We start from the raw sequence: 15646 nt of genomic DNA on the forward strand, positions 1-15646 counted from the left end.
TATGCCAACTGTTCATGTGATTGGTCTTGGTCGCTCTGGCATTGCCGCTGCCCGTTTACTGAAACGTCAAGGCTGGCAAGTGGAGGTGAGTGATAGTCGTCAAACCCCTGCCCTACAATCGCAGCAGCAACTCCTAGAAGCCGAAGGCATTGCTGTTCAACTCAACTACGACTTTGATTTACAAACCCTCGCCAGTGTGGGTCTGCGTGTCCCAGCGGAAATTGTCATTAGTCCCGGTGTCCCTTGGCAGTCTCCTGCTCTGATTGCCGCTCGCCAAGCGGGCATCCCCGTTCGGGGGGAAGTGGAAATTGCTTGGCAGACCCTCGCCCATCTGCCGTGGGTATGTATTACGGGCACCAATGGCAAAACAACCACCACCGCACTCACTGCCGCCATTTTTCAAGCAGCGGGGTACAATGCTCCCGCCTGTGGCAATATCGGCAATAGTATTTGCGAAGTGGCTTTGACCGCTAGCGCCCTTGATTGGGTGATTGCTGAGATCAGTAGCTATCAATTAGAGTCTAGCCCCCCCCTGCAACCCCAATTTGCCCTTTGGACAACCCTCACACCAGATCACTTGGAACGCCACGGCACCCTCGACGTTTATGTCGAAACCAAAGCTCACCTCATGAATGGTGCGAAACAGGCGATCCTCAATGGGGATGATCCCTACCTGCGTCAGCACATGGTGAATCGTTGGCCGCAAGCTTGGTGGATCAGTACCCAAGGGGCGGCAGCCCTACCCAAGGGGATTGAACAGGGCATCTATATTGCTAAGGATCAAGTGTGGTTTCAAGATCAACCCCTGCTGCCCACCCATGTCCTGCAAATGCCGGGTCAACACAATCAGCAAAACTTTCTTCTAGCCGTGGCAACGGCTCATTTAGCCGGTATTCCTGCCGAAACAATTGCCAAAGCGGTGGCAGGGTTTGCCGGTGTGCCCCATCGTCTAGAGCGGATTCGCCAATGGCGACAGGTGGAGTGGATCAACGACAGTAAGGCCACCAATTATGACGCCGCCGAAATTGGGCTGCGTTCTGTGACAGGGCCAGTGATTCTCATTGCCGGTGGACAGGCCAAAAAGGGGGACGATCGCGCTTGGCTCAAGCTGATTCAGGAGAAAGCCGCTTGGGTGCTCTTAATTGGTGAAGCAGCACCGCAGTTTGCGCAGCGCTTAGAAGCCACGGGCTTTACAAATTATGAGATCATGGAGACACTGGATCGGGCGGTGGCGGCGGCTGCTGAACTGGTGACCCAGTACCCGATCAAAACCGTTCTCTTTTCCCCTGCCTGTGCCAGCTTTGACCAGTACCAGAATTTTGAAGAACGTGGTGATCACTTTCGTCAACTGTGCTTAGAGCTATGAGCCAATCTGCGGCCTCGGGTCACTGGTGGAATCGCCTCTCCATTGCCAGTCGGTTTCTGATTATTGGCGTGGCAGGGCCTATCCTGACGCTGAATTTCTGGGCCTTTGCGACCATTCTCAAGTTTTTTGGGCCGCTGGTGGCGGTTCTGGTGCTGGCTTCCCTGTTTGCCTTTTTGCTGAACTATCCGGTGCGCTGGATGGAGGAGCAGGGAAATCCGCGAGGCCCCTCAGCCATTTTCGTCTTTCTGCTGGCCTTGGTACTGATTGCCATTATTGGCTTGGTGGTGGTACCCAATGTCTTTAATCAGGCACAACAGCTCATTGCCCGCTTGCCCGAATGGTTTAACTCCAGCCAACGGCGACTCTTGGAATTTGGCCAGTGGGTGGACTCCCTCAACCTGCCGGTAACGGTGGATGTGGATGCCCTTGCCAACCAACTCTTGGAAAAACTCAAGGATCAACTCCAAAGCTTGGCCCGTGAGGCTTTGAATTTAATCTTGGGCACCCTCAGCAGTGCGGTGGATGTGCTCATTAATCTGATTTTGACCGTTGTGCTCACGTTTTATTTGCTGCAGCATGGGGATGAATTGTGGGATGGCCTCCTCAGTTGGTTGCCAGATACGCTCCGCCCCACGGTTTCAGAAACGATACGCCGCAGTTTTGAGAGTTATTTCATTGGTCAGTTGGTGCTGGGGCTGTGCATGGGGATTGGCTTGACGACGATTTTCATTTTCCTCAAGGTGCCCTATGGACTGCTCTTTGGTGTCATTATTGGCGTGATGGCCTTGGTGCCCTTTGGCGGTACGGTGGGGATTATTTCAATTAGTTTGCTCGTCGCCCTTCAGGATGTGTGGTTGTCCCTCAAGGTAGCGGGATTTGCGTTTCTCTATCAGCAGTTTTTGGAGAATGTGGTTGCCCCTCGGATCATCGGTAGCTTTACGGGCTTAAATCCAGTCTGGGTTTTCTTGGCGATCCTGACTGGGGCTAGGGCTTCGGGGTTAGTCGGGGTTCTCATTGCGGTTCCGATCGCGGTAGTGATTAAAACGTTCTTGGTGAGTGTGCGATCGCGCCTCAATGCCGAGGATGTGGAGGAGACGGTCGCGTTGCCCAATAATCCACCCCCCTTGCCCCCTGTCTCTTCGTCAATGAAACCATCCTCAGTGGAGTAGAACGATGCTACGTGCCCTTCAACCCGGAGTTCTCACCTCCCTTGTGCTGATCAGTACCACAGCTGCCATTACCCTAGTCACGGCTTTTATTGGCTACCACCTAGGGCGAGAGTCATTGCGCGGTGTATCCCAGCCCGTCGTGAATCCGATTCTGGGCAGTGCCGTGAATGCCAATGATCAAACCCAAGGGGAGCGATCGCCCATTCTTGACGAGGCACAGATCATTGCCCAAACCAAAGCCCGCATTGCCGAAATGACTGAAGGTGCCAGCGATCGCGAGATTGTGCCTGCCCCCACCACTGCCAATGACCCCCCAGCAGCGGAACCGGCGACGAGTCGGACACTGCCCATCGTTGCTGAGGATAAGGGGGTGCGCCTAGAAATTAGCCATGTGGATACCATTGGCCAAGATTTAGCCCTGCACGTCAGCTTGAAAAACGACAGTAGCCAAGGGGTGCAGTTTATCTACACCTTTCTTGAAATCAAAAATGATAAAGGTACCCTTTTGAGTGCCCTCACCGAAGGCCTACCCACGGAATTACCCCCCGGTAGTGATCTGGTCAAAGGCACAATTTTGATTCCCAAAAGCCTCCTTGACAATGCAAAAACCTTGACCCTGCGCCTTGCCAGCTATCCGAATCAGGATGTGCAATTGCAGGCTGCCCATATTCCTGTGGAGTAGCCATGCCCGCCGCTGAATTTGTTCAAAAATGGTTGAGTGCTCGCGATTGGGTGCGGGTACGGGCAGATTTGACGGGCAAGACCACGTTTATGGCGTGGCAGGGAGCGGTGTATAGTTTTGTTCCCCAAGAGCGTCGCCGTCACCTCTTCAACATTGTTGGCATGAGTGCCGCTCGCTGTTTGCCCCATCCCGAGGGCGGGTGGTATTTTCTCTCCCGTGAATTGACGTTTTATCTGGATCCAGAAAAGCAATCCCTGTGCGATCGCTGGCACAATCCTTGGACAGAGGACGTGGTTCCCGTGATTCCCGTTGCTAATGATCCCGTGCAGGGGCTATTTCGCCGTGAGGTGCCTGCCCAAGTCAGTGAGCGAACCACTACGTTTCAGTTTGATCTATTTCCCTACTATGACAATCCCCTTGCGGGTGAGGAACGGTTTCAGGCCTACAGCCCCCAGCCGATCTACCAAGCGGCAGAACTCTTTAAGCTAACGGTGGCCACCGCCGATTTACAACAAGATACGGAGACGATTGCCGATGTCCATTTGTGTTGGAGTCGGATTGGGCCTTGGTTGCCTTGGATGAAGATGGGCGATCGCCCCGGTTATCTCATCTACAGTGCGACTGGCTGCAAAGCCCTGACCGTCGAAGACTTGCCCTCCCTCCTACAAGACCAATTAGAGCGACTGCCCCAATACCGTGAAGCCCCCACTGAATACCGCGAGGGTGCTGATATGACCTCTTGGCTGTATTTTCAGGAGCACTTTGAAGCCTATTTGGAGGGTGCACTGTTTCCAGTGACTTGATGAATACCAACCTGTCCCTATTCCCGTGGGGGCAGGCTAAAAAGCGGCAACTCGGTAAACTGTGGTTCTACAGGACGGCGTGAACGGGGGGTTGTTGGCGGAGCATCGGAGAGGGCAAAATACAGAGCACGCCGCCAACCGCGATCGCGATCTTCGGGGAAACCCGCTTCCGCCACCGTTTTGAGAAAGAGCCACCAGCGTTCTTCAGGACGTAGAGCCAGCCATTTGCGGCAGATGGTGGAAATTTGAGTGTCACTCGCCTGTTCCGCTGCCCAAGCTAAAACGCAGAGTTCTCGTCCGAGGAGGCGATCGAGGTAATTCATGCCTGGGTGCCACCGTCCTTGACGCAGTTTTGCCGCTCGCAGGCGGGCATTAAATTCCTTTTGCGCTACATCAGCAATAGCCACCCAAACCCGTCGTTCTATGAAAATGCGGGGTTCCTCTTCGGGGGGAAGAGTGCCGTAAACTTCAACGATGGCGATCGCTTGGCTGCGTTGACTGGGAATTTCGACGCGAAAGTGATCTCCCTCCAGAGAAATGGGAGCGCCAAAATTGCTCGCTGGCTTACTCATCGGGGATGCTACTGATACACGTCGTCGTGGGAGACATTCAACCCTAGCTCTTCGGCCAATTTCTGCAAATCATGGGCGGTTGTTAGATTGGCTTCCTGAAAGGTCAAGGTCAAAGGGGCATCGGGGGGAAGGAGCGTCATCATCTGACTCAGTAGTTGCTTGAGAAAGATAGCCTCCACTGCCAAATCAGAACCAATAGTCAATGACATGATTGCTTTTCCTTGACCCAAGTTGAGAACAACGCCGCGAAACTTTGTTTGGGCGCGATCGGCCACCTCCAAGCCTTGGAAAATCTTTTGCCGTGAGCTGATCAATGCCCCTTTGCGGGGTTTCCACTGCGCGGGTTGATCGGTAACGATGCTGGGTGTGGCGGGGTGGGAGTTGTGAACCGCAGGAAAGGTAAACTTGGCTTTGGTTGCTAGATCCTCGGCAGTGGCGAAAACTTGCAGCAGCACCTCTCCCTCACCAATCTGAATCGGTTGAGTATAAACCATGCCATTGCGGGGTTCAGAACCATCGAGGGTGTAGCGCAGTTCACCTCGGGGAGCGACAAATAACTCAACGAAGCGCTGGCCATCGCGAACGATTAATTGATTACGGATGGTCAGTTGATTCCGCCAAGTGTAGGCATCCCCTGTTTCACTCTTACCCGTGGGGTCTTTAACCAAGAAGGTGACCTTGAGGGCATTGGTGGTCAGGCTGGTTTCTTGGAGGCGGGGACTCAACTCTGAGACAGTGTCGCTCTCTTCGGCATAGAAAATCATGGCGTTGGCACCCACATTGATGGGCGTGACCCGTAGGCGGACGGTGCCCTTTTCATCGGGGTCTGATTCTGGAATGACTTGAACACTAGTGCGCTTGGGTCTGGGTTTCTTGGTCAAGTAGCCATTACCGAGGTCTTCCCAGCGACCCCGTTGACAGGCAAAGGTGCGCAGTTGATCGAGTCCCCTTGGGGGCAGCCAAGGCATTCCGGGCTGTTCGGCATAGCGATCGCCCACATCTGACCAGCGCGTATCATCTTGATTTTCAGGCCAGAGGAGCAATTCTGCCTTTTCCACTAGGGCATTGTAGTCTTTTTCAACATCGAGATAGAGCTTGATCGGGTCACGGCTGAGGGTCTGCTCAATTTGTAATTCGCCGTCAAAGGGCTGGTTGGGATCCCGTGTAATCAAGGGTTTTGAGACCAACTGTGGTTGTCGCCCTAGCCGTTGAATGGGAAACACCACTTTATCAAAGAGACTTTCGACGGTTGTTGTAAATTGATGGGCATACTCCGCTTGTTTGTTTTCTAGCTCCTCCCGTTGGGGATGACCCTTGGGGATGCGTTTATCGGCTTCTTGGGCGGCATAGTCATAGCGGGCGGCCTCAGTCAAACTAGCCATGTGGCTTTTTTCACCCGTCAGTACGAGGAGATGATTTTTCTGGGTCAAGTTGACAAATAACTCTGTCAGTTGCGCTGAAGGAATGGGATGATTGGGTTCGAGAATCAGGAGCACGCGATCGCGCCGCAATTTTTCAACGACTTCATCCGGACGCGGCAGAGGGAGTACATCGGTGTAGGCAGTTTTGCGCTTCGGTTCAAACATTTGCCGCAATTTACTGCGAATGCGCTCGTCAATTTTATTCTCAGGGGCTTCGGTGGCCAAACTTTTGAGCAGCTTGGTGAGATTTTCTTGGCGATCGAAGTAGTAGCGACCTTCAGCAGTGTGGTGCAGATACCAAGCGGTATTCTTTAGCTTATTAAAGGCAGCGGTAATCTCAGAGGCATGGGTCGTCGGCGTCAGCAGGTGTGCAACAATTTCATCGGGGGTTAATCCCTTGACGGCATTGACGGCGGTTGAACAACTAGCAGTCAACAGGAGGGTAGCAATCTCAGTGGCAGCTCGATGTTGGATCGTTTGATCAATGATTTGGGCATGGGCACTACCTTCGGCATCCCAAATATCGCGGCTAATCACATCCCGCATCTGGGAAATTTCAGTGAGTTTGTCGCGCACATCGGGAATTGAGAGGTCAAAGTGTTGGGCACCGAGAAGATACACATCATCGGTGGCTCGCTCCCACACCGATCGCAACAACAGGGAAGTGAGTTCAAGTAGGCCACGGGTTTGCTTAAAGTTCTCGTTTTCTTTGAAAAGAGCAATGAGATTTTTCAAGCGGGGATGGAAGGGATAGGTGTTATAAATTTCATTGGCTAGGTCAACTGCATCCCGTTGAATCGTTTTTGCTTTCGCTGCTTCTGTGAGTTTGGCGGCGTAGGCATTGGCAATGGCACGGATCGTTTCAGGGGGTGGCAACTGGGCAAAGAGGCGTTTTTTCAGGATGTCATAGACTTCATCGGTGGAAAGATCCACAGGGGTAATCACCCGTTCTTGACGCCCCAATTCTGAACGGGCATCCTCTAGGGCACGGTTAATTAGGCGGCTCCCTGTTTCATAGGCGGCAGCCAAGTCAGAGACAACGACACAGACATTGCTTTTTTTACTGGCAGCAGTGAGGAGGTTGGCAAAGGCACGGGTGGCAATATCAGCAACGGTTACCGTCCCCGCAGGGCGACTTGCCAAGTTTTGGAAGTAGGGAGGCAATTCATCCAACAGAATCAAAATTGGCTGAGGTTGATCAAACAATGCCAACCAATCTTCTTCGGCTGGAGCAAGGGGGCCTTGCTGCCAAAACTGTTGAAAACTCTCTGGTTGACTCAGTTGTGTGGCAATCTCCCCCCAGAAAAAGCGAGGCGGATCATTGCGGCCATTAAAGGCAGCGATCGCCGCACTCTCAAAAGGATAGCGATCGCTCAATTCTGGAACAATCTGTTGTCGCAAGCTCAGGTGCTTCGCCAAGAGACCAAAGCCCACCAGCAAATGGGTTTTGCCACCCCCCATGGCCTGCTTGAGATGAAAAACCGCTTGCGCAGAGCAGCCCGCCAATCGTTTCAACCCTTCCTCAATCAAGGAGCGCATCCCCTCAGTGATATAGGTACGCTCAAAGAAGGCAACACCATCCCCCTCAGCAATGATTAGCTCTTCTAACTTCTCAACTTGATCGCTAACGCGAATACTGAGAGCATTGGGTTGGAGAACACAGACCTTACGAACAGATTCCATAGGACGCTTAGAGACTTTGATCTATCATAACAACATTGTCTGTGCTGAACATGGGAGGGGCAAAGGTGGAGCAGATGTTGGGATTCACGAAGGATGAACTGAAGCAAACACGCTTCTATCGTGAGCTATATGACGAGATTTACAGCACAGCAAAGACAGAAGGGGAGATACTTGGTAGGCAACAGGGCTTAGAGGAAGGGCTACAACAAGGGCTGCAACAAGGTCGTCAGGAAGAGATAAAGGAGGGAGAAAGTTTGATAGTATTGCAGCTCCTAAAGCGGCGCTTTGGCGATCTTCCTGCGGTGATGGAAGAAAAAATTAGAAATCTCTCCCCTGAGAAAATTACTGCTTTGGCAGGCATGCTGCTTGATATTACCTCCCTTGAGGCGGTGAATGCTTGGCTACAGGAGCATTCTGAGGACTAGACTAAATTCACAGCAATCAAAGCCACAATGCCCGATCGCCCCCCAACTACCGAATCCCCACCCACCCTCTCCCCCTGCGCTTGGGCACATCGCCCCGCCCTCATTGAACGTCTTTTACCTGTCCAGAAACTTTCTGCCGAAGTCTATAAAGAGCGTATTGCATCATCAGGACAAACCCTTACAGGACTGGGGAATTTTTGGAAAGGTCGCAAACCCCTGATTCTTGCCAAGGCCTGCATTTTGGGGTGTCTCTTGCCCGCCACGGATGACCCGCAGCGCGATTTGGAAATTTTTGAACTACTGATGGGCATGGATGATGCCTCCCTAGCTGCCCGCACCAAAAAGAAACCCACCCCCAAAGAAATTGCTGCCAAAGTCACCCTTGCTCGCCTACAGGATTTTTTCGATATTTCACCGCCTCAGTTGCTCCTGCGCTCTGCCCCTGTGGATTGGTCAACCCCCCTCTATGCCAATGTGAAATTAGCTTGGCGCGATGATGTCCCCCTCTGGGATCGTCGTCACCTCGAAGCTGAACTCTTGCCCAAAGTGCCCTATCGGCAGCGCATTGAAAATCTCTACCGCCCCGAAGAAGTGGCCGATGTCCACGATCACATTTGGCAGCGGGTCAATACCCACTTGGGAACCCATGCCCATTCCTTTCCTGAACTCATTGAACAGTTGGGTATTCTGCGCTTTGGTCATCGCCCCCGTGTGGCAGATACCTTTTGCGGTTCGGGGCAAATCCCCTTTGAAGCGGCTCGCCTTGGCTGTGATGTCTATGCCAGTGACCTGAATCCCATTGCCTGTTTGCTGACGTGGGGCGCATTTCACATCGTCGGTGGCACTCCCGAAGAGCGGGCACAACTGGAGCAAGATCAACAGGAACTAGTGGCCAAAGTCCAAGCAGAAATTGATCAACTGGGCATTGAAGAGGATGGCAATGGTTGGCGTGCTCGTAACTATATCTATTGCGTAGAGGTTGTTTGTCCACAAACAGGCTGGCTCGTACCCTTAATGCCTTCATTTATTTTGAGTGAAGACTACAAAACAGTCGTTAGGCTAATACCTGATTATGTAAATAAACGTTATGATATTGATATTTATTCAAACGTTAGTGATAGCGAACTGAAAGCTGCGGAGCGTGGGACTGTAAGATCAGATGGGCGTGGCTCTAATCCATATTTGTTTCACGTAGTCAATGGTAAAGAATATCGCACAAAAATATCGACTTTAAGAGGAGATTATCGCAAGTCTGATCGAACAAGTGGCAATAAACTGCGGCAGTGGCAACTAGAAGACTTCATGCCTGCTGAGAATGATATTTTTCAAGAAAGGCTTTATGCAGTTTTGTGGTGTAGGCCTAAAGAATCAGGTAAGGGTGAAGAGTTTGAGTTTAGGCCTGTTACTGAAGAGGACTTGAATCGAGAGAAGATTATTGAAGATTGTGTTGCTCAGCATTTGCATGAGTGGCAAGAAAAAGGCTGGATACCCGATATGGCAATTGAGTCTGGGGATAAGACTGATGAGCCAATTCGGAGACGTGGCTGGACATACTGGCATCATCTATTCACAGCAAGGCAGCTATTCTTGGGTGCATTACTCAGAGAGAATACTAGTGCATATACAGCATTGGGTGTGTGCCAAGCAATTAACTACAACAGCCGTCTTTGCCGCTGGCTAGGCCGAAAGACCCGAGGTGCTGGTAATAATGTCCAAACCTTCGATAATCAAGCTCTGAATACCCTATACAACTACGGCACAAGGGGTTTTGTAGGTCTGAAAGGTCTAATTACACAACAATACTCCGAGTCGCCTTTGCCTAACTTCATCAACTTATCTTTGGCCTGTCACGAAGCAAAAGCAACCAATACTTCCAATGATATTTACATTACAGATCCGCCCTATGGTGATGCGGTGAAGTACGAAGAAATTACTGAGTTTTTTATTGCTTGGTTGCGCAAAAATCCACCGCCAGAGTTTGCCGATTGGCTTTGGGACAGTCGCCGTGCGCTTGCCATCAAAGGGGAAGGGGAAGAGTTCCGCCGTAATATGGTCGAGTCCTACCGCCGCATGACCGAGTGTATGGCGGACAATGGCCTGCAAGTGATCATGTTTACCCATCAGTCGGGGGCAATCTGGGCAGACATGGCCAACATTGTTTGGGCAGCGGGGTTGCAGGTGACAGCAGCATGGTATGTGGTCACTGAAACCGATAGTGGGTTGCGCAGCGGTAGTTATGTCAAGGGGACCGTTCTGCTCGTGTGTCGCAAACGCCAAGGCCATCTCAGTACCACCCGCGATGATTTGGCATGGGACCTGCAAGAGGAAGTGGAGCAGCAGGTGAATTTGCTGACGGGGCTAAATCAGCAGGCGCGGGGATGGTATCGCGATGAAAATGTCTTTGAAGATGCTGATTTGCAGATGGCGGGCTATGCAGCTGCCCTGCGGGTCTTGACCCAATATGACCGTATTGATGGGCGCGACATGACCAACGAAGCCCTACGACCTCGCATTAAGGGCGAAACCACCTTTGTGGATGAACTGATTGCCTTTGCCGTGGATATTGCCAACCAGCACCTTGTGCCCTCAGGGCTAAGCCGCGACCTCTGGAAGGAACTCCAGCCAACAGAGCGGTTTTATCTAAAAATGCTGGATCTTGAACTGCGGGGCCTGAAAACCCTAGACAACTATCAAAACTTTGCCAAAGCCTTCAAAGTCCGCGATTTCTATCCCCTGATGGCCGACAAACGCGCCAACCACGTCCGCCTCAAAAGTGCCATCGAACTGGGCAGCAGCCTCATGGACAGCGGCAGTGAATTTGGGGGAACCCTTGTGCGCGGCATCCTCTATGCCCTCATGGAACTGCAACAGGATGAGGACGTAGATGTGGTGATTCAGCACTTGAGCCATAACCTGCCCGATTTTTATCGTCAACGGGAGCAAGTTATCGAAGTCTGCCAATACATCGAACACCACCTGCGCTACCACCGTGCCGCCGAAGCCAGTGCCGCCCGCATTCTTGCCGAAGCCCTCTTGCATCAACGATTAAATTAGGATATGAAGAACCCTCCTTGCTGCCATCGCTGGGTGAACTAACCATGCCTAAAGAAACTATTACCCTTGAGCTAGATTCAGAAACACGACGTGCTTTAGACACCTTAGCCGCTGAACTAGGGCGCGATCGCGCTGAAGTCTTTGATGAAGCAGTGAAACTCTATCTGGAAATGCACCTTTGGCAAGTCAAGCATATTCTTGAAGGCATCCATCAAGCCGACTCCGAACGTTTTGCAACACCAGAGGAAGTGGCTACTGCTTTTAATCGCTGGCATCAACCCCAATAAAAATGCAAATTCTGTGGACAAAGCTGGCGATCGCTGACCTGAATGCAGCTTATGAGTTCATTGTGGAAAGCAATCCAACAGCCGCCCCTGAACTGATCCAGCGCGTTGAGAAGGCACTAGAAACCCTACGTCAATTCCCTGAAATAGGGCGTGTTGGGCGTGTTAAAGGTACACGGGAGCTTGTGATTCCTCAAACGCCTTTTATCATTCCTTATCGAATTCAAAACAATCAAATTCAACTACTTGCTTTTATGCATAGCGCACGACAATGGCCTGACCAGTTCTAAAGCGAAAAGTTGGAGTCTATGACTGCTTTGCATCGCTTTTCCTCGCGTCTCCAACCCCTCGATCGCACCTTTCTTGAGGATCGCTTGCAGGGGGCAGTGGCCTACCGTCGCATTGCGGGCTATTTCCGTAGCTCCATCCTAGAACTGGTGGGCGAATCCCTCAGTACCATTCCCACCATCCAAGTGGTTTGCAACAGTGACCTTGACCCCCAAGATTGGCAAGTCTCCCGCCGTGCCCGTGAAGCGGCTCTTCTCGATCGCTGGCAAGAAGCGGATCCCGCCCTCGAAGCCGCTCTCTATCGTCCCCAATACCGCCGCCTCTATGAATTGCTCCGCCAAGGCAACCTCCAGATTCGGGTCGTGCCCGCGCAGCAGCTTTTTCTCCACGGCAAAGCAGGGGTCATTGAATCAACCACAGGCCACAAGACCTGCTTTCTTGGCTCCGTGAATGAGTCCAAACGAGCCTTTAGCACCAACTATGAACTCCTCTGGGAAGACCCCACCCCCGAAGGTGTAGCTTGGGTCGAAGCGGAATTTGCTGCCCTCTGGGAGATGGGCATTCCCCTACCTGAAGTGATTATTGAGCAGATTCACCGCATTGGCGATCGCCAAGAAGTCAAACTGATTGACCTTGCTCCCCCCGACCTCCCTGCTGCCAGCCTTGCTGAAAGCCCCCTCTACCGCCGTGGTGAAACCCTCCAACCGTGGCAACGGGACTTTGTCGCCCTCTTCCTTGAGCACCGTGAAACCTATGATCAAGTCCGCCTCCTCCTCGCCGATGAAGTGGGGGTGGGCAAAACCCTCTCCCTCGCCACCGCTGCCCTTGTGGCCAATCTATTGGGGGATGGCCCTGTCCTCATCCTCTGTCCTGCCCCCCTCACCCTGCAATGGCAAACCGAACTCCTCGACAAACTCGCCATTCCCAGCGTCGTTTGGATGTCCCAAGGCAAATACTGGCAGGATGCCCAAGGTCACATCATCCGCACCCGTGGCGTTGAAGACATTGCCCGCTGTCCCGTACAAATCGCCATTGTCTCTACAGGCTTAATCATTCAGCAATCCCCCGAATGTGAGGTTTTGCTGAGTCGCCGCTATGGCACGGTCATCCTCGATGAAGCCCATCGGGCACGGCGGCGGAGGGGTATCGGTCAAAAAGCAGGCCAACCCAACCACCTGCTGGACTTCATGCAGCAAATCGCCCAACGCAGCCGACACGTTCTACTGGGTACTGCCACCCCCATTCAGACCCAAGTCTATGAACTCTGGGATCTCCTCGGCATCCTCAACCAAGGAGCAGGCTTTGTTTTGGGAACCTACTCCCGCTGGCAAATATGGGAAAACACCCTCCCCATTGTCAAAGGCGAACAATTTCCCCCGACTGCCCGCGAAATGTGGGAGTGGCTGCAAAACCCCCTTCCCCCCGCCAAAGAGCACCCCATCTTTTCCGCCATCCGACTTCAGCTAGGGTTGGATGACAAAGAATACCGCGTCAGCACAGGATTTGCCAGCCTTCCTTGTTTTATCCAGACACGCTTAGAAGTTGAGCTACCCGCAGCATCTGAATTCCTCTACCACCACAATCCCATCGTTCGCCATACCGTTGTACGTCGCCGCCGTACTCTCGAAGAAAAAGGCCTCCTAGAGCGAGTGGGTGTCATTGTCCACCCCCAACCCGATGCCCCCTTAGGCACCTATGGTGACGTTCCCTTTATGGGTGTAGGCCTCATGGCCAACTATACCTTTGAGCGTGCCTACGCAGCCGCTGAAGAATTTAGTCATGCTCTTGGTCAACGTACCCGTGCCGCTGGCTTTCTCAAAACTATTCTCCTGCAACGCCTTTGCTCTAGCTTCGCGGCTGGACGGATCACCGCTACCAAAATCCTCAACCATCAATCCCTTGATGAGGACAGCGAACTTGCCCCCGCCACTTCTATCCTCAGTGACCCTACCCCTGCCGAACAGCAAGCCCTCGAACAGGTGATTGCCGAGCTAGAGCGTCCCGAAGCCCGAGATCCCAAACATGCTGCTGTCTTGGCCTTCCTCACCCAGCCCCTCACTGACGCCCAACCTTGGCTAGAGTACGGTTGCATTATTTTCAGTCAGTTTTACGATACCGTGACCGCCGTGGCCACTGCCCTGACCCAAGCTCTACCCACAGAACTCATTGCTGTGTATGCTGGTGTCGGCAAAAGTGGTCTTTGGCAAGGGGGACAATTCACAAGTGTCGATCGCGAAGCCATCAAAGACGGCGTCAAGCACGACCGCATCCGCCTCGTCATTGCCACTGATGCTGCCTGTGAAGGGTTGAACCTTCAGACCCTTGGCACCCTGATTAACGTTGATCTCCCTTGGAACCCCTCCCGTCTAGAGCAACGTTTAGGTCGGATCAAACGCTTTGGCCAACGCCGCCCCACCGTAGAAATGCTCAACTTGGTCTATCACCACACCCTTGATGAAAAAATCTATGAAGCCCTCTCGCGCCGCATGAAAGATCGCTACGACATCTTTGGTAGTCTGCCCGACACCCTTGAGGACGAATGGATTGACAACATCGAGGAACTCGAAGACCTCATGGACAAGTACCTCCACCTACGCCAAGAAGCCCGCAATGCTTTTGAATTGCGCTATGAACGCCATGTCAGCGACGATCCCGATCAGTGGCGCAACTGTGCGCGGGTATTGGCACGGCAGGACATTCTCAATGTACTCAGTCAACCGTGGTAAGCTCTTTGGGCTTAGAGGAGTCCTTGGGCAATCAGAGATTCAGCAATTTGCACCGCATTCAAGGCTGCCCCCTTGCGAATTTGATCGCCACACAGCCACAGTTCAAGGGCATTGGGTTGAGAAATATCTTGGCGCAGCCGCCCCACTAGCACTGGGTCTTTACCTGTGGCCTCTAGGGGCATGGGGAAATAATTGCGCTGCCAATCTTCAACAAACTGGACGCCTGCGGCCTGTTGCAGGCGATCGCGCGCCTCTTGCAGCGGAAAAGGCTCAAAGAACTCAACATTCAACGCTTCCGAATGGGCACGCAGCACAGGGACGCGCACACAGGTCGCCGTTAGCCGCAACTCTGGGGCATGGAAAATTTTGCGGGTCTCATTGACCATCTTCATCTCCTCTTGGCAGTAGCCCTGCTCATTGAGGGGAGAATTGTGGGGAAAGAGGTTAAAGGCCAAGGGATAGGGAAAGGCCTCTGTGCGTGGTGGTTGCCCCTTGAGAATATCGAGGGCTTGATCCTTGAGTTCTTGCATGGCCTTTGCCCCCGCCCCACTGGCAGACTGATAGGTGGCCGCTACAATTCGCCGAATCGGTCGCACCTGATGCAAGGGCCATAGCGCAACCGTCATCAAAATCGTTGTGCAGTTGGGATTGGCAATGATGCCTTGGTGGGTTTTTAGATCTTCAGGGTTGACTTCGGGCACCACTAAGGGGACGTTGGGATCCATGCGATAGGCACTGGAATTATCAATGGCGATCGCTCCTTCCTGAACCGCAATTGGTAGCCACTGCCGTGACACACTTGCCCCCGCCGAAGCCAAAATCAAATCCAGTCCCTTGAGGGTCTCCTCACTCACCGCCTGCACAGGCAGCACTGTTTCCCCAAAGGAGAGGGTTTGACCAGCGGAGCGGGGCGAAGCCAACAGACGTAACTCTGCCACTGGAAACGAGCGTTCCGCCAAAATGGCCAAAATTTCCGTGCCAACGGCACCTGTCGCTCCTAAAATGCCAACCCGTAATCCCTGTGCCAACGTTATTACTCCTAGGAAGATAAGCTCATTTTACGATCGTCGGGGATTGAGAAATTAAGAAAGCGTAGCATTTTGGAAATTTTACTGCCATATCTATAATGGCTATAGCCAATTTCCACCACAGCCTCTGCACTCCCCCACAAGA

The 15646-nt window shown here is 52.6% G+C and carries 12 protein-coding genes; 9 read left to right on the plus strand and 3 right to left on the minus strand.

Annotated elements, in window-relative coordinates; all coding sequences use genetic code 11:
- The first annotated feature begins 1 nt into the window (after nucleotide 1).
- The 4 genes from murD to RHJ02_RS06315 are packed head-to-tail and all read left to right on the plus strand — an operon-like array spanning nucleotide 2 to nucleotide 4020.
- Nucleotides 2–1366, plus strand: coding sequence for a UDP-N-acetylmuramoyl-L-alanine--D-glutamate ligase (murD, locus tag RHJ02_RS06300; RefSeq protein WP_310453456.1), 1365 nt, complete (start codon nucleotides 2–4; stop codon nucleotides 1364–1366).
- The gene (locus tag RHJ02_RS06305; protein ID WP_310800563.1) at nucleotides 1363–2535 is read left to right on the plus strand and encodes an AI-2E family transporter; all 1173 of its coding nucleotides are present in this window, start codon (nucleotides 1363–1365) and stop codon (nucleotides 2533–2535) included. Before murD ends, RHJ02_RS06305 begins: the two co-directional genes overlap by 4 nt.
- Before the next feature lie 4 nt (nucleotides 2536–2539).
- Complete coding sequence (locus RHJ02_RS06310) at nucleotides 2540–3217, plus strand: hypothetical protein (protein ID WP_206201524.1); 678 nt, start codon at nucleotides 2540–2542, stop codon at nucleotides 3215–3217.
- A gap of 2 nt (nucleotides 3218–3219) precedes the next feature.
- Nucleotides 3220–4020 carry a DUF1838 domain-containing protein gene (locus RHJ02_RS06315; protein WP_206201525.1) on the plus strand — a complete coding sequence of 267 codons (801 nt, stop codon included), beginning with the start codon at nucleotides 3220–3222 and terminating at the stop codon, nucleotides 4018–4020.
- 17 nt (nucleotides 4021–4037) lie between these two features.
- Here the strand turns inward: RHJ02_RS06315 and RHJ02_RS06320 are convergent, their stop codons facing one another.
- Both RHJ02_RS06320 and RHJ02_RS06325 read right to left on the minus strand, forming a co-directional pair.
- On the minus strand, nucleotides 4038–4592 hold the full coding sequence (locus RHJ02_RS06320; RefSeq protein ID WP_310800564.1) for an anti-phage-associated DUF3780 domain-containing protein: 555 nt from the start codon (nucleotides 4590–4592) through the stop codon (nucleotides 4038–4040).
- Between the two features lie 8 nt (nucleotides 4593–4600).
- A complete protein-coding gene (locus tag RHJ02_RS06325) occupies nucleotides 4601–7696 on the minus strand; it encodes an anti-phage-associated DUF499 domain-containing protein (protein WP_302679114.1) in 3096 nt (1031 codons plus the stop codon).
- Nucleotides 7697–7770: 74 nt separating this feature from the next.
- Here RHJ02_RS06325 and RHJ02_RS06330 point away from each other — a divergent pair, with 74 nt between their 5' ends.
- The 5 genes from RHJ02_RS06330 to RHJ02_RS06350 are packed head-to-tail and all read left to right on the plus strand — an operon-like array spanning nucleotide 7771 to nucleotide 14473.
- Nucleotides 7771–8121, plus strand: coding sequence for a DUF4351 domain-containing protein (locus tag RHJ02_RS06330; RefSeq protein ID WP_302679153.1), 351 nt, complete (start codon nucleotides 7771–7773; stop codon nucleotides 8119–8121).
- A gap of 27 nt (nucleotides 8122–8148) precedes the next feature.
- Nucleotides 8149–11175 (plus strand): anti-phage-associated DUF1156 domain-containing protein, encoded by a 3027-nt coding sequence (locus RHJ02_RS06335; protein WP_310800565.1) that lies wholly within the window; start codon nucleotides 8149–8151, stop codon nucleotides 11173–11175.
- Nucleotides 11176–11219: 44 nt separating this feature from the next.
- Complete coding sequence (locus tag RHJ02_RS06340; protein WP_302679116.1) at nucleotides 11220–11462, plus strand: CopG family ribbon-helix-helix protein; 243 nt, start codon at nucleotides 11220–11222, stop codon at nucleotides 11460–11462.
- A 2-nt stretch (nucleotides 11463–11464) separates the two neighbouring features.
- On the plus strand, nucleotides 11465–11749 hold the full coding sequence (locus RHJ02_RS06345; RefSeq protein ID WP_302679117.1) for a type II toxin-antitoxin system RelE/ParE family toxin: 285 nt from the start codon (nucleotides 11465–11467) through the stop codon (nucleotides 11747–11749).
- Between the two features lie 18 nt (nucleotides 11750–11767).
- The gene (locus tag RHJ02_RS06350) at nucleotides 11768–14473 is read left to right on the plus strand and encodes a phospholipase D-like domain-containing anti-phage protein (RefSeq protein ID WP_310800567.1); all 2706 of its coding nucleotides are present in this window, start codon (nucleotides 11768–11770) and stop codon (nucleotides 14471–14473) included.
- An 11-nt stretch (nucleotides 14474–14484) separates the two neighbouring features.
- On the opposite strand, the gene RHJ02_RS06355 is transcribed toward RHJ02_RS06350, so the two are convergent.
- The gene (locus RHJ02_RS06355) at nucleotides 14485–15501 is read right to left on the minus strand and encodes an aspartate-semialdehyde dehydrogenase (RefSeq protein WP_302679119.1); all 1017 of its coding nucleotides are present in this window, start codon (nucleotides 15499–15501) and stop codon (nucleotides 14485–14487) included.
- Nucleotides 15502–15646: the final 145 nt, after the last annotated feature.

Origin of the sequence: Thermosynechococcus sp. TG215 (assembly GCF_031583455.1) — a bacterium.
Taxonomy (GTDB): Bacteria; Cyanobacteriota; Cyanobacteriia; order Thermosynechococcales; family Thermosynechococcaceae; genus Thermosynechococcus.

What these genes read in the sequence shown, in the direction of transcription:
- RHJ02_RS06335 (WP_310800565.1), top strand. Translation starts at nt 8,149, where the DNA reads ATGCCCGATCGCCCCCCAACTACCGAATCCCCACCCACCCTCTCCCCC.
- RHJ02_RS06350 (WP_310800567.1), top strand. Translation starts at nt 11,768, where the DNA reads ATGACTGCTTTGCATCGCTTTTCCTCGCGTCTCCAACCCCTCGATCGC.
- RHJ02_RS06320 (WP_310800564.1), bottom strand. Translation starts at nt 4,592, where the DNA reads ATGAGTAAGCCAGCGAGCAATTTTGGCGCTCCCATTTCTCTGGAGGGA.
- RHJ02_RS06330 (WP_302679153.1), top strand. Translation starts at nt 7,771, where the DNA reads ATGTTGGGATTCACGAAGGATGAACTGAAGCAAACACGCTTCTATCGT.
- murD (WP_310453456.1), top strand. Translation starts at nt 2, where the DNA reads ATGCCAACTGTTCATGTGATTGGTCTTGGTCGCTCTGGCATTGCCGCT.
- RHJ02_RS06325 (WP_302679114.1), bottom strand. Translation starts at nt 7,696, where the DNA reads ATGGAATCTGTTCGTAAGGTCTGTGTTCTCCAACCCAATGCTCTCAGT.
- RHJ02_RS06315 (WP_206201525.1), top strand. Translation starts at nt 3,220, where the DNA reads ATGCCCGCCGCTGAATTTGTTCAAAAATGGTTGAGTGCTCGCGATTGG.
- RHJ02_RS06345 (WP_302679117.1), top strand. Translation starts at nt 11,465, where the DNA reads ATGCAAATTCTGTGGACAAAGCTGGCGATCGCTGACCTGAATGCAGCT.
- RHJ02_RS06340 (WP_302679116.1), top strand. Translation starts at nt 11,220, where the DNA reads ATGCCTAAAGAAACTATTACCCTTGAGCTAGATTCAGAAACACGACGT.
- RHJ02_RS06305 (WP_310800563.1), top strand. Translation starts at nt 1,363, where the DNA reads ATGAGCCAATCTGCGGCCTCGGGTCACTGGTGGAATCGCCTCTCCATT.
- RHJ02_RS06310 (WP_206201524.1), top strand. Translation starts at nt 2,540, where the DNA reads ATGCTACGTGCCCTTCAACCCGGAGTTCTCACCTCCCTTGTGCTGATC.